Source organism: Peristeroidobacter agariperforans, assembly GCF_004138335.1.
Classification (GTDB): domain Bacteria; phylum Pseudomonadota; class Gammaproteobacteria; order Steroidobacterales; family Steroidobacteraceae; genus Steroidobacter; species Steroidobacter agariperforans.
The window spans coordinates 902,974-918,210 of sequence record NZ_RYFW01000002.1 but is presented as its reverse complement, the minus strand read 5'-3'; the positions used below and the strand labels follow the sequence as shown (position 1 = coordinate 918,210).

Here is a 15,237-nt window from a genome sequence, read left to right as displayed (position 1 = left end):
CTCGCTCAGCCCAGCTCTGCCGCGTCGTCCGCGGACACTTCACCGCTCATGATTCGTTCCAGCAGCCGGCCATAGAACGCGCTGTCGAAACTTGCCGCGTTCTCCGCGACTCGAGCAGAGAAGCCTTCCATTTGCAGGCAGACATTGCCGTGGCGATCGCACACATCGATGTCGAGCCGAATCACCTTGTCGTCACGACGACTGCCCGGCGAATAGCGCAGCCAGGCGAACATCTCTTCGGTGCAGGCGGCGAAGACTCGCAACGACGCGAGTGCAAAGGGCACCAGCGGCTCGCCCGGAGGCCGATCGAAGTCGACGATCAATCCCGCCGATGCCTGCAAGGCCGAATCCAGCAACGACGGATGCAACTGAAAGGCTGCGCTGCCCGAGCGGACACAATCCGGCAAGCGCAGCTGCGCCAGGAGTTGGTCTTGGCCGAGATGGAGCGAAGTGATGCCGCGATGAGCCGGACCGTATTGCAGGCCCATCTCATCGAACATTTCATAAAGCGCAGCCGATTCCGCCGTGCTCCGGTTCATCTGCGTCTTGAGCTGCGCGACATCCAAGCGCGGCGTCGACGATGCATGCCGGTAAGCCGCGAAGCCCTGGCAGTGAACGGTCTTACCTGCCGCGTCCTCGCTGGAGATCTCGTAGTTGACGTTGTCGTCGGCGTCGTTGCGCGACAGAGTGATGGTCACTTCTCTGGGCTCGGTCACGACCACCGGCTTCAACCAGACGAACTCGCTGATCTCCACCAAGGGCGATTTGGGTTGCGCCGGCGCCGCGTGCTGTAGGGCCGCACGAACCATTTCCAGATAGGCGACACCGGGCAGCACCTTCTGCACACCGAGGCCGCCGAGCTTGACGCGGTGATCTCGCAGGAAGAATTCCGTACCGCTGAACTTGGATCGATATTTCTGCCCGGTGAAGTCCGACGCGTTCGTGTGCAGCAAGGGGTGCAGGAGCGCCGGCGCATCGGTGCTTGCAGCGGCTTGCATTGCCTGCGACGACTCGATCCAGTAGCGCTGCTTCGCAAATGGATACAGCGGCAGCCGCATGCGCTTGGGCTTCGAGTCGCTATAGAGCCTGCGCCAGTCGAGGTCGAGACCCTTGCTCCACAGACCCAACAGTTTGCCGAACTGCCGCTGGGCGATGCACCGATCGACGATCGCCTCTTTCATGTCGGCATCCTGGGCAAAGAGGCTCAGGGTTTCCTTGGCGTTCTGCATCTGGCCTCGATACACACCGTCGCTGTCACGCGCGCCGCTCAGGAACGCCTCGAGCTTTTCGGCCAGTTGCGCGATCGAGCTCACGAGCAAGCCCAGCCGCTCCTCCATCGCTTCCCTGCCTACTTGCAGGGTATAGGCCAGCGCCACCAGATCGATCGACTCCTCAGCGTTACTAATGAAGTCCAACAGTTCGCGAGCCTTCTGCTCGAGCTGCTCCGGCATGCGTGCCGACAGCGGGACGATCACGCCATTGCTGTCGGGGCGCACTCGTCGTGCCTCCTCTCGAATCACGGGTTCCGCCACGACCACATGAGCATTCGTGCCGCTGAACCCGAATGCGCTGATGGCGGCACGCCGTCGCTCGGTCTCGGCCACGTCCCAGGATTGCAAGCGATCGTTGACGTAGAACGGGCTGTCGGCGAGACCGATGTGCTCGTTCAACCGGTCGAAATTCACAGTCGGCGGCAGCTGCCGATGCTGTAAGGCGAGCACCAGCTTGATGAAGCCGGCGATGCCGGCGGCTGCGAGACAGTGCCCGACGTTGCTCTTGACCGAGCCCAGCGCGCAGTAGCCCTTCTTCTGGGTGTACTTGCCGAAGGAGCCTTTGAGTCCCTCGACTTCGATGGGATCGCCCAGCTTCGTGCCGGTGCCGTGAGCTTCGATCAGCTGAATGCCCGCCGGATCGATCTGATACTTGTCGTAGACATCCTGTTGCAGCCGGGTCTGCGATTCGGGATTGGGCGCGGTGATGCCGTTGGTCTTACCATCCTGATTGACGCCCCAGCCCTGGATCACGCCATAAATCGTGTCCCCATCCCGCTCCGCATCGGCGAGCCGCTTCAACATCACGACCCCGACCGCTTCTCCCGGGACGAAGCCGTTGGCGCGCTGATCGAAAGTGAAGCAGCGTCCGTCGGGCGACAGCATTCCCGCCTGCGCGGTCTTGATGTGCATCTCGGGAGTCGACATCAGCGCGACGCCGCCGGCCAAGGCCACGTCGCTGTTGCCCATCGCCAGGCTATCGCAGGCCTGTGCCAACGCCACCAGCGATGAAGAGCACGCGGTGTCGACGGACACACAGGGTCCCCGCAGATTCAGAAGGTAAGAAATGCGCGCAGCGAGAATGGAATTGGCCCCGCCGGTGAAGCCCTGCGCGGAGAAGCGCAGCTCCGGCGACAACTGGCGATAGTCACTGCCCGTGCACCCGACGAAAACGCCGCATTTGCTGCCGGACAACGATTTCGCGTCATAGCCGGCGTCTTCGATACTGTGCCAGCACGCCTGCAGGAACAGGCGCTGTTCCGGATCCATGCACTCCGCTTCGATGGGCGAAATGTTGAAGAACAATGGATCGAACAGATCGTACTCGTCGAGCGCTCCCATCCATTGGCAATTGGTCTTGCCCGCGACGACGCTCTCGCTGTAGTACGCGTCCATGTCCCAGCGCTGCGCCGGAACGCGTGAAATGCAGTTCTTGCCTGCAGCGATGTTGCGCCAGAACTCTTGCAGATTCCGGGCTTGCGGGAACTGGCCCGCCATCCCGACCACCGCGATAGGTTGCGACAATGCAGCCTCGACCGCACGCGGAGCTTGTTTTACAGGCGCTCGGTTGCGCCAGGAAACGAGCTTTCGAGTGGTGAGCCGTGCAGCGCTGGTATAGGGAGCCTTCAATTTCTGCGGTGGCGCGACCGGAACATCGGCAACGACAGCACTGCTCACCACGGGCGGCGGCAAGAGTTTGTCCGTCTCTTCTTTGATGTGCCTGGCGAGCTGGGTCAGGGTCGGATAGCTGTACACCTTGGTGGCCAGCATCGACATCTTGTAAGCCTCATTGATCTTGCGCACCCAGGTCACGGCGGCAATCGAATCCATGCCCAGGTCGATGAACTGCACGTCCTCATCCACGTCGCTTTCCTGCATGTGCAGCTCTTGCGCCAGCAGCTGCTTGAGCTTGGCCGTAATCGCAGGCAACGGGTTGGCTTCGGCACGCGCAACCGTGACGCTCGGCGGCGCAACGATCGCATTTGATTCGCCTTCGGCGGCGCCGATCTGCAGGAAGTTGCGTTGGATCTGTTCCATCGCCACCGACTGGCCCACAAACGTCTGCTCATGCATCGCCAGTTCCCGCCGATAGGTCTCGTCGACGACGGCCAGCACGGATCGAGTGAGTTTCTGTTTGAACCGCACCAGCCGGCCGCGCGGCATCTGCGCGATCTTCTTCGCCAACGCCATTGCAGTCGTCAGGACCTCGCTCCGAGACGCCACGGGAAGCAACAAACCGCGGTCTCGCAACTGTGTGCCGGTATAGGGCCGAGCGGTCAGCAGGCTTTCTTTTGCCAGGTCTGCACCGAGTTGCCGAGGCAGAATCAGCGTCGCGCCGGCGCCCGGCGTGAATCCATAGTCCATGTACGGGCTTACGTAACGGCTTTGTTCGCTCATCACGACGAAGTCAGCGAACATGCCGAGCGTCCAGCCGCCGCCGAGGCCGTGTCCCTGCATGGCCGCGATCACCGGCACTTCGCACTCCATGGCGAGCTGGTAGATCCTGGCGTCGGTGAACTTCTCTTTGCCTTCCTGGATGGCCAGCAGACTTTCCTGCGTACCGCCGCAGGCAAAGTAGCTGTCGTAGCCAGTGAGAATCACGGCCTTGTAGGCCGAGCTCGTCTTGATGTGCGCGAATGCTTCCTCGACGCCTGCGACGAAGGCCTTGGAAAACATGTTCTTCGCCTGGCGATCCTCCATCTTGATGACCAGGATGCCTTCGGGGTGCGCGACCGCGGATATGACCTCCGAGTCGAGCCGGACCGAAGTCGGCGCGACCGGCAATGAAGCCGGGGTTTCGTCCCCGAGATCGATCTCGGCACGACCGGCCGCCACGCTCGACAATCGATCCCGAAGCAGCGCAGACATGTGCCGCTTCCACGAACCGATGGCATCGACCCGGAGCGAGGACCACTCGCCTGCCAGGCGCAGCGCCACCGACAGCACTTGATCGTGCTCACCAACAGTCAGCGCACCGACACGTCGCTGCAGTTCGGCGCCCGTGTATTCCCCGCCCGTAAGCAACAACTCCTTGCCGAAATAGTCACCGAAGCGCAGCGGAAAGACTGCCGCGGCTTCATCGGCCATTGCGAACTCACCGCTCGCGTCGGTCAACGAATAGCGACCGTCCTTGTTGTAGATACATGCATCGAAGAACTGACTGGTCAGCCACGCGAAGCCGCGAGCATTCCGGCTCAAAGCACCGATGACCGGCACCTTGGCTTCGACGATCAGCTGCCACAGCTTTCGCGCTGCCTGCGCTGACGCAGCGACGGCCGGCAGGAATTCCGGGCAGTCGCTCGCCAGGACGATGACCTTGTGGCAAGACGCGGCGCTGACCTTCGCAAACACATCCTGCAAGTCGCGAGACAAGTCGTCCCACGACTGCTGGGTGTCTCGGATCCGGATGAGGAGCACGTTGCCCGCACGACTCTCCAGCTGCAGATCGCCGGAGGGCGAAGTGATTCGTGCCGCGAAACCCGCTTCATTCAACGGCCGCTCGGCGGTTGTCCGTTCCCCTTGACCGACGGTGAGGCTCTTCACCTGCTCGAGCAAGCGACGTGACAAGTGCTGCTTCAGCAGATGCAGCGCCTGTTGGGACTTCGCGGACAACGACTGCGCCAATTCCAGCGCATAGCTTTCGACTTCCGCCTGCGGGACGATCGGGCAGGTCCAGCACTTGTCACGCAGCTCCGTTCCGGTTGCAGTAAGCGACACATACAAAAGGTCGTGCGCGCGCGCCTCGCCAAAACGGTCGTTGAAGAGCGCCACCTGCTCGGCCGTGGGATAGAAGTCGTCGCTCAGCCGGGTGTAACTGTAGGTGGCTTGCTCGCCGCAGATCATGAAGTCAGCAAGCGTTCCCACCAGGAATCCCGCTCCGGTCGCGTCGCCACGCATGGCTGCGATGACCGGGCATGGAAAGGAAACAATCGCATGGAACAGCCCTTGCTCGACAGCGCGGTCGTACTGCTGGCAGCCGCCACGCAGGAAACACCGCTCTGCCCCATTGATGATCAGGGCTTTCAGGTCGGCCGCTTGTTTCGCCGTGGCCAGCGCCTGAACCAGTTTCTCGATCACCTCGGCGGAGAGCATGTTGCCGTCCGGCGTGGCAATGCGAATGGAATAAACGCCGCTGCCGTGCTGGTACAAACTGACAGCGCTCGATCCGGCAACTTCAGCCGGCGCAGCCAACGAAATGCCGGTGGCCTTCTTGCGCTCGACCGGAGCGGCTTGCGGCGAGTGCAACTCGCCCAGCACCACAGAGGGGGTAACAGTCGGGAGCATTGCGATTTCCTTCGGCTTCGGCGCAATGGCCGTCACAGCAGTAGGGACTGGTAGAGAAGTCAGTGGCGGCTCGGTTGGATAGCTGATCCCGCGCATCTGAACGCAGACACGCCCCTGCACGTCGCAGAGATCGACATCGACGCGAGCACTGTCCGAGAAGCGGATCCAGGCCATCATTTGCGCTTCGCACTTGCGAAGCATGCGCAGGCAATGCAGCTCGAGCGGCAAGCGCGGTGAGGTCGCGAGTGACTTCGTGCCAGCGATCAGGGCACGCACGGCCTGCAGGGCATCTTCAATCAAGCTGGGATGCAGGCCCAACTCCCCTACCTCCGATAGCGCGCGGAGTTGCATGAGACGTTGCCGATCGCCCGCCTGGCTCCCGAGACGATCGAGATCGAGCTCGATCGGCCCGGGGTCCTGATCGAACACAGCGCGCCCCTGGCAATGGATGATCTCCTCGCCAGCTTCGCTGTAGATCTCGAAATCGACTCCCTCCGTCGCACTGGTCCGCAAGGCCACGCTGATGGGCCGCGTTTCGTCGACTTCGATCGACTCCGCCCAGACCACCTCTCGCAGCTCGAGCACCGCCGACTTCGGACGCTCCGAGGACGCGTGTTCGATCGCAGCTCGTGCCATCTCCAGATAAGCGCCCGCTGGCAAGGTCCGCTCGACGAGGAATGTTTCGCGACCAGTAAACGTCGAGCTGTAGCGTTGCTGCCCGAGTTCCGACGTGTTGGTGTGAAGCAAGGGATGCAGAATCGCTGTTGCCGGTGCGGCGACCGCACGGACCTCTGCCGTTCTATCCATCCAGTACCGCTCTTTCGCGAATGGATACGTGGGCAGACTCAGGCGCGCCGGCGCGCTCTCTCCGTAGAGCTTTCGCCAATCCAGCGCCAGCCCCTTGACCCAGAGATCCAGCAGCCTGATCAGATCTTTGCTGGCAATTGCACCGTCGAGGATTCGTTGCACGTCAGCTTCGCTGCCGAACAGCGCCGCCGCTTCCTTGCGTTTGACCTGGCCTCGCCCATCGTCGCTGTGCGGCTTGCCATCCAGCTGTGCTTGCAACTTCGACGCGAGTTGCTCGACCGAGCCCACGATCATGCCGAGGCGCTCGTCCATCGCCTCGCGACCGGTTTGCAACGTATAAGCCAGCGCGGGGAGATCGATCGCCTCGGCCGAGCGAACGTAAGTCAGCAGATCTCGCACCTTCTGTTCGAGCTGCTCCGCCGTCCTCGCGGACAGCGGCACGATCGTCGGCGCTACCGCGCCGGAGCGTCGAAATTCGTTCGTCGGAATGTATTCCTGGACGATCACATGGGCGTTCGACCCGCCCGCGCCGAAAGAAGAAACACCGGCGATGCGTGGAATCTCACGCACGACGCCATCCACTTCCCGCATCGGGCGAGCCCAGGGCTGCAGGCTGTGCTGGACCCGGAACGGCGTTTGCTCGAAGTCGATACGCGAGTTCGTGACTTCAGAGTGCAGTGAAGGCACCAGTTGCCGATGTTTCAGCTGCAGCAGCACCTTGGTCAGGCCGGCGATGCCGGCGGCCGATTCGCAGTGGCCGATGTTCGATTTCAACGAGCCGATGGCGCAGTACTGCTTGCCGCCGCCACCGCCATTGGATGCGTTGCCGTTGAACGCACGCGTCAAGCCGGAGATCTCGATGGGATCGCCGAGCGCTGTCCCCGTCCCGTGGGCCTCGATGTAACTGACGTGCTCGGGCGCCACCTTGGCGCGCTCCAGCGCCAGAGAAACCAGCGAAGCTTGAGCAATTGGATTGGGAACGGTATAGCCGTTGGTCTTGCCGCCCGCATTGACGGCGCTGCCCTTGATGACCGCGTAGATATGATCGCCGTCGCGCTCCGCCAGGTGCAGCGGCTTCAGCACGACGACGCCCACGCCCTCCGCATCCACGAACCCGTCCGCGTTCTCGCCGAACGACTTGCACTCGCTGCCGCTCGACAGCATCGTCATCTGCGACAGTTCCATGTAATGGACCGGGTCGATGATGAGGTTCACGCCGCCGGCGATGGCGCAATCGCTCGAACCGCTATACAGACTCTCCAGCGCCAGGTGAACGGCGGTCAGCGACGACGAGCACGCCGTATCGACGGCCATCGACGGGCCCTGGAAGTTGAAGACGTAGGAAACCCGGTTCGCAATCGAATAGTGCGCGGGCTGCGGGATGTAACGCGCATTCATCGCACCCGCGAACACACCGATCTTTTCGGCCGGCCCCAAGGACTCCGGCGTGTATCCGGCATCCTCGATGGCCTCATAGCAGGACTGCAGGAACAAACGCTCCTGCGGATCCATGCGCTTGGCTTCCTTGGGCGCGATCTTGAAGAACAGCGGGTCGAACTGGTCGATGCCGTCCAGGAAGCCGCCCCACTTGCTATAGATCTTGCCGGACTTGCCCTTGTCGGCGTCGTAATAATCTTCCCAGCGCCAGCGCTCCCGCGGGATTTCGGTAACACAGCTCCGACCGTTTGCCAGATGCGACCAGAACTCCGTCAGGTCGTTGGAGCGCGGATAACGTCCGCTCAATCCAACGATGGCAACGTCGAACACCGCTGACGTTGCGCCGGGTGCCGACGTCGACTTCTCGGGCTGCTCGGGTCCCTTCTTGGAAGCTTTGGAAGGTGAGATCGGTACGGGACGAGGACGCTCCTGCGCAGCGGACGCATTCACCGATGGAGGCGTTTGTGGAGCCGGCACAGCCGACGCGGAAGTCGGCAGAACCTTGCGCAACTCCTCTTTCCTGTTCTCCAGCAGATAATCGACCAGACCCGCGACCGTCTGCACTTCGAAGAACAAAGTGCTCGAGATGCCCGGGAAGACCTTGCGCAGCTGATAGTTGAGCTGGCCGATCAAGATGGAGTCCAGGCCATACTCAGCGAACGGCCGACGCGCCTCGATCTCGTGCGGCTGCATCCGCAGCACCGATGCGATCACCTGTTGAAAGTGAGCAATGCCTGCAGTGCGCATGGAAGTTTCGGAGCTGGCGGGCGCGACTTGCACTGGCGCCGGCTTGGCCGGAACCTCAACCGCCTCGCTGTCATCCAGAACGATTGGCGAGCGTTGCTCGAGATGCTGCCGTACCCATCCGTCGCTGCGTGCCGCGACGATCTGCTGTCCGAAGCGGTGCGCGTTCTGGGCCGGGAAAGTGACCGTGCCGAAGCCCTCCTCCAGCAGTACAGCGCGCCATTTCTCGGGCGACAACCCTGGGCTGCCGGGCAAGCGCAGCGACGAGTCCTCGTGCAACCACCAGCCCTCCAGCAAGCCGAAGGTCAGGTGACTGAACAGCGACCAGGTGCTGATTTCATTCAGCAGCAGGACTCCGTCCTGCGCGAGAACCGCTTTGGCGTGACGCACGGTCTGCCGGATATTCGGCGTCGCGTGCAACACGTTGGTTGCGATGACGTAGTCGTAACAACCCAGCTCGATCTGCTGCGAGCCGACGGGTTTGGAAACATCGAACAGCGCGGTGGTCAACGCCGGGAAGCCGGGCTGATAGTGCTTCTCCGCGTGCATCAGGAAAGCCCTGGACACGTCGGTATAGCAGTACTCCGCGATCGGCAGGTTGCGTAGCTCGGGCAGGATGCTCGCGGTGGTGCCGCCCGTGCCGGCGCCGATTTCGAGAATGCGAATCTCGCGATCTTTGACGTTCCTGGTCCGTCGCAGGATATGCGTCAGCAGAGTCTCGCCCAGCGCGGCATTGAAGTAATCCGCCACGGCGTTGCCGCCGTAAATTCCTTCCACGAGGTGCATGGAGGAGTTCGGAAACATCACATCGGTCGACGACTGTTTGCCGAGCAGAATATCGGGCAGTGCGCTCAAGCACTCGTCCAACAGGACCACCTGTGCGCGCAGATCTGCGTTGCTCTTCCATTGCGACTGCTTCTGCTGCCACTCGGCCCAGACGCCGCTCAACGACCGCACTTTGCTGGTCGGCGTGAGGTCCGCAGTGAGCCACGCGTGCTGACGCAAGTAGCGGATGCTGCTTTCGAGCCAACGCTCGCGGAACGTCGTAACGCGTCGCTGCGCCGGTAAATCGGCCAGCTGACATATGCCATTCTGGAACAGGCCGACGGAGACCAGGCTCGACAGCAGCAATTCTGCGAGCAGCTCGTCCATCATCGGCGTCTGCAAGCCGCCTTCGCGCGCGGTCGGCTCCTGGCAAGTCACTAGCGTAGGCAACTCTTCGCTGCCCAGATCCTTCTCGGCGCGGGCTTTTCCGAAATGAACCCACTGCTCCGAATACTCGATGTCGTCCGGGCTGCGGCCCGCGACCGTCTTGATCAACGCCGCCTGGCTCAGGTCCGAGCTGATCAGCGATTGCAGGAACGGCATGCCCTCGCGCGGCTCGATGGAGCCGATGCCGATCCGCTCCATGCTCTTGCTGTGCGCGTCGTCGGCGACGATCCCAACATTGCCCCAGTAGCCCCAGTTCACGATCTTCACCGGATAAGGGCGCTGCTGCTCCAGGTGCTGCGCGAAGCTGTCTTTGAACGTGCAGCCCGCGGCGTAGTTGGATTGGCCGGGCGAAGTGATGAACGACAGAATCGATGAAAAGAACAGCATGAAGTCGAGCGGCTGCTGCCCGAACACGCGGTCCAGGTTCACGCTGATATCGACCTTGGCGGACAGTCCGGCGCGAAACCGGCTCTCCTCCATGTGCTGCACGCTCTGGTCCTGCAGGACGATGGCCGAATGCACGACCCCGTCCACGGAGGGATAGGTCTCCAAGAGGGTGTCCAAGGCCCGCTGCAACGCGTTCGGATCGGTCGCATCCGCTCTTATATATAGAGGTGCGCGGCCAGCGGGACCCGCAAGCCGGGCCAGCGCGTCGATCTTGCCTTGAATCGTGGCATTCAACTCGTCACGACCGATCCAGACCATCCGGGCCTGGAAGTGCTCGATCATGAAGCGGCTCCACACTTCTCCGAGCCCGCCCGCACCGCCGATAGCGACGTACACGCCCTTCTGCTTGTAGTACACAGGCCGCGACGGCGGCACCGACGGCACCTGTGCGAACGTCTGTTGCAACCACTCACCATCGCGATGCGCGAGCCGGCTAGGTTGGCTGTCGGTGGCCCGTGACAGGCATTCGCCGGCGGTCACGGATTCCAGCGAATCGACATCCAGCAACGTCACCTTCCAGTGCGGATATTCCTTCGCCAGGCTGCCGACGAAACCTGCGATGGCTGCATGAGCAGGATGGACTGGATCGGATTTTCTCGCTTGCTGCGTGCGGCGCGTGACGAGCGTCCAGGCGAGCTCCTTGTCTGCGTAGCCTAGCTGTAGCAATGCCTTCGCGATCCTGAACACCGCCAGTACACCGACTTCCTGTGCTTCGACCATCGAATCCGCGGTTTCGCACGCCACATCGGGCGCGATCCACATCAGGCGATCGAAGGAACGAGCCTTCAGCGCCTCGTGCGCAGCCTCGATAGAGGCCGACGACGCCAGCTCCAGCGACTCCACATTCGTGTGCGTCCGCTGCAACCAGTCGAGATGAGTTGCGTCCGTTCCCAGCAGCAACACCTTGGCCAGATCCGGGAAAGCGTTCGGCTCGCGCTTCCCGGTCGGCAGCTGACTCCAGATCGGCACGAAACATTGCAGATCCGATGTCAGCTTCCTTGGCCGCGGGCCGTCGCCCTTCACATCGCGCGCCGAGAATCCACGGAACTGCACCTTGACGTTCCCCTGCTCATCGCAGAGATCGATATCGAACTTCTTCACGATATCGCCGGCATTGCTACCCGATGCATATCGCACCAGGGCACACATCTTTTCGGTGCAAGGTCCTATGATGCGCAACGACTCCAGCGCGAACGGCATGGCTGCGCGGCTGGGAACGCGATCCAGATCGATACTGAGGCAGATCGCTGCCTGCAGGGCGCCGTCCATCAAGCTCGGGTGCAGCTGAAAATCACGACCTGCGGCGGGCGGCAGAGCGAGCTCCACGACCTGTTGACGCTCGCTGCGATAGAGCGCGGTGATCGAGCGATGCGAGGGACCGTACAGCAGTCCCATGGTCGCCAGGGCATCGTAGATGCGGGTAGCGTCGACGCGCGCGCCAGCCATTTCGGCTTTCAGCTGCTGCAAATCGAGCTTGGCCGGCATCGGGTCGGTGCAGAACGATGCGCGCCCGATGCAGTGAGCTGTCTCGTGCCCGTCGTCCTGACTCGTGACCTTGCATTCGATCTCATCATCGCCCTGCGGCGCGAGCTTGATGCTGACCTGCTTCTGGCCGTCAACGATCAGCGGCTGTGTCCATTCGACATCGCGTAGCTCGAGCAGAGATGCTTCCGGCCGCGTAGGCTGCGCTCTCTCAACAGCCGCGCGCGCCATCTCCAGGTAGGCCACTGCGGGCATCACTCGTTCACTGCCGCGCTCACCCAGATTCACGCGATGATCGGCAAGGAAGAACTCATCGCCACTGAACGTAGAGCTATACCCGTGCTGGAACAGCTCCGACGTATTCGCATGCAACAAAGGATGCAGAATCGCGGATCCAGAGCCGACTCGAGCTGTCGGGCTGTGAGTCACGTCATTCGTCACCCAATAGCGATCTTTCGCGAACGGGTATGTCGGCAAACTCACCTTCGCGCGGGCCGACTTGTGCCCTCGGCGCCAATCGATTTCGATGCCCGAGGTCCACAACTCAGCAAGCTGCTCGATATCCCACTCGCGCAGAGCCTCTTCAATGAGCCGCTGCCCGGCCTTGCCTTGCCACACGCGGCCGAGTCCGGTGGCGCCCGAATCAGCCGTGCCCGACCAAACATTCACTGGGTTCTCGGCGCCCGCGAGCCAGCTGCTCAGCCTGGCACGCAGGTCCGCGGCGTCAGCCACTCTGATCGCGAGGCGCGCCTTCATCGACGTGCGGCCGACCTGCCAGGTATGGATGGCGTCCGCGAAACTGACATCGGCCGCGGCGCTGTTCAGCCATTGCATGACTTCGGCTGCATACGTGCGCAGGCGCTCGTCGTTGGCGGCGGACAAAACAAACAAATGCTCCTGCCCCGCCGTGTCGGCGCTCGTGCCACTCGAATATTCCGCAACGACGACGTGCGCATTGGCGCCGCCCGAGCCGAAGCTGCTGACGCCCGCAACGCGTCGCTCAGCAGCCCACGGACCAAGACGCTCCTGAACCTGGAAGGGCGTGCCCTCCAGACGAATCTTGGGATTGAGCCGGGAAAAATTCAGCGACGGCGGCAGCTGACCGTTCCGCATGCACAGCACGATCTTGAGCAGGCCCGCGATACCGGCGGCCGGCTCCAGATGACCGAGGTTGCTCTTGACCGAGCCGATGGCGCACGTTCTGCCCGCCGCCTCATCGCCGTAAGCAGTCTGAATGCCCTGAATCTCAATCGGGTCGCCCAACGAGGTGCCCGTGCCGTGCGCCTCGATATATGTGAGATCGCGCGCAGCGACGCCCGCATCCTTCCATGCTGCTCGCAACAACTCGCTCTGCTTCTGCGGGTTGGGAACGGTCAGGCCGCCGGCCAGGCCGCCGTGATTGGTCGCGCTACCCTTGATTACCGCATGAATGCGATCGTGATCCTCTACCGCCTGCTTCAGCGGCTTGAGCAACATCATCACCGCGCCTTCGGAGCGCACGTAGCCATTCGCGGTGGCGTCGAACGTCTTGCAGCGACCGTCGGCCGCCAACATCCCCGCCTTGTGATAGGCAATCGACAGGTCGGGATGACAGATGAGATTCACACCACCGACGAGCGCCGTCGTGCACTCGCCAGAGCGCAACGATTGAACGGCTGAGTGCAAGGCCACCAGCGACGACGAACAAGCGGTGTCGATCAGCAGACTCGGACCCGAGCAATCGAAGAAATACGAAAGACGGTTGGCCAGAATGGCGAGCGAACTGCCGACGCCGTGATGAGCCTGGACTTCCAGGCCCGCCGCTTGCGTCAAGCGGCTGTAGTCGCAATTGCTGGCGCCGACGAACACACCGGTCTTCGTGCCTTGGAGCGCGGCAGGCACAGTGCCCGCGTCCTCCAGACAGGCCCATGCCAGCTGGAGCAACATCCGTTGCTGTGGATCTGTGACGACGGCTTCCGCCGGCGACATCCGGAAGAAAGCGGCGTCGAAGGCATCTGCATCGCTGACAAATCCGCCCTTGTCGATGCCGGGCATGTCACTGCTGTCCGGCCATCGCCCACGGCTTTCAGGGAACGAACCCACGACCGAGGTTGCGCCGACGAGCGTTTGCCACAACTGGTCCGGCGTTTCTATGCCGCCCGGGAGTTTGCAGGACATGCCGATGATGGCAATGTCCGTGTCCAGGCTCCTGGCCTTTCTCGAGCTCGAGCCACGTCCGTCGGAGTCGTCATCGTTCTCCGGCATTCTCCGCTCGCCGTTGGCATCGAATTTCACGAGCGTCAACAAGCGATCCGTCACCTTGCGCGTGCTGTTGAACTCGAAGAAGAATCCGGCCTGCAAGCGGCAGCCGAGCCGCTCTTCCACCTTCAGCTGCAGCTTCAGCAGATCGGCCGAGTCCAGGCCCATCTCCATCAACGGGCGATCGACATGGAACTCACGACTGTCGACCCCCAACAGGTCGGTGACGCTGTCGTGGACGAACTGTTCGAGCTGCTGAGGCCGCATCGTGCCGACGCGATTCGCAACAACAACATCGCCTTGCTTGGATCGGGGCTCGCGGTGGCGAATGTCATAGGTCACCAACACGCCTTGTCCGCCGTTAGCGCGGTCTTGCGGCCGATACCCCGGAACCGATTTGAGTATCGTCGCGCCGTGCGTCTGGTGGAAAGCCAGCACGGCGTCCTGCTCGTTCCCCTGCAGCTCGATATAACGATCCATCGAGTGCGCGCCGCTGGCGTCAAAGTCTTTGCACAGCGTGACCGCAACGACGCGATCGACGCCTGCCACGAGGCCGCACCGCTGCAACATGAACTCCAGCAACTGATCGCCGTAGCCGAAGTTCTGCGCGTCCGGATCGACGTTGATTGCCAGCAACTGGATGTTCGCGCCGGCGTCATCGTGCAGGCGATGCACGTTCGTCGCGTTCGCCTCGTCGAGTGCATCCACGTCCGCGATGCGCTGGCTATAGATCACGCCCAGCACGCGGCCCGCACGCTCCAGGACGAACTGACCTTGGGGATATTTCTGCAGCCGCGCGCGGATTCGTTGCTTGGGCGTCCGTGTGTGCTGCCAGCAAAGCTTTTCGAGCTCGCACAAGCGATCGATGTCCCCTTCTGCCGCGTAGCGCACGATGTAGTCGCGCTTGCAGAAGCGCCGCAAATTGCTGCGGCAAAGACTGTCGATATTCGGATAGTGCTTGATCGGCTCGTCGCTGAACAATCCTACGCTGCCCGCCACGACGATGAACGCCTCCGAGCTGATCGGATAACGATGCGCCAGATGATTCAGCGTATCGAAGTACTCCTCGCCCAGCAGATCGGTCTGTCGGCGTTCGGCATGAGCGCGCAGCTGCTGCTGCCACTGGCTAAGAACATACAACGCGTCGCGCCGCGGTCCTGCGCCGTCCAGACAGTGTTCAGCCGGGTCTTTCGCGAGCACGGCAATGGTGCAGTCGGCGGAATGCGGCGCCTCGACCAGGTCCTGATCGGCGAAAGAGCGGATATCTAGGATTTGGCTGCTCATCGAGTTTGCTTACCCTGAGATGTTCGCCGGA

At 62.3% G+C, this 15,237-nt stretch carries 1 protein-coding gene; it reads right to left on the bottom strand.

Annotated features, from left to right (window positions below; translation table 11 throughout):
• Positions 1-5 precede the first annotated feature (5 nt).
• A complete protein-coding gene (locus tag EK373_RS17880) occupies positions 6-15,206 on the bottom strand; it encodes a GNAT family N-acetyltransferase (RefSeq protein WP_129645083.1) in 15,201 nt (5,066 codons plus the stop codon).
• Positions 15,207-15,237 lie beyond the last annotated feature (31 nt).

Bases quoted from the DNA above. Each gene is read 5' to 3' on its own strand.
- EK373_RS17880 (WP_129645083.1), bottom strand. From the start codon at position 15,206: ATGAGCAGCCAAATCCTAGATATCCGCTCTTTCGCCGATCAGGACCTG.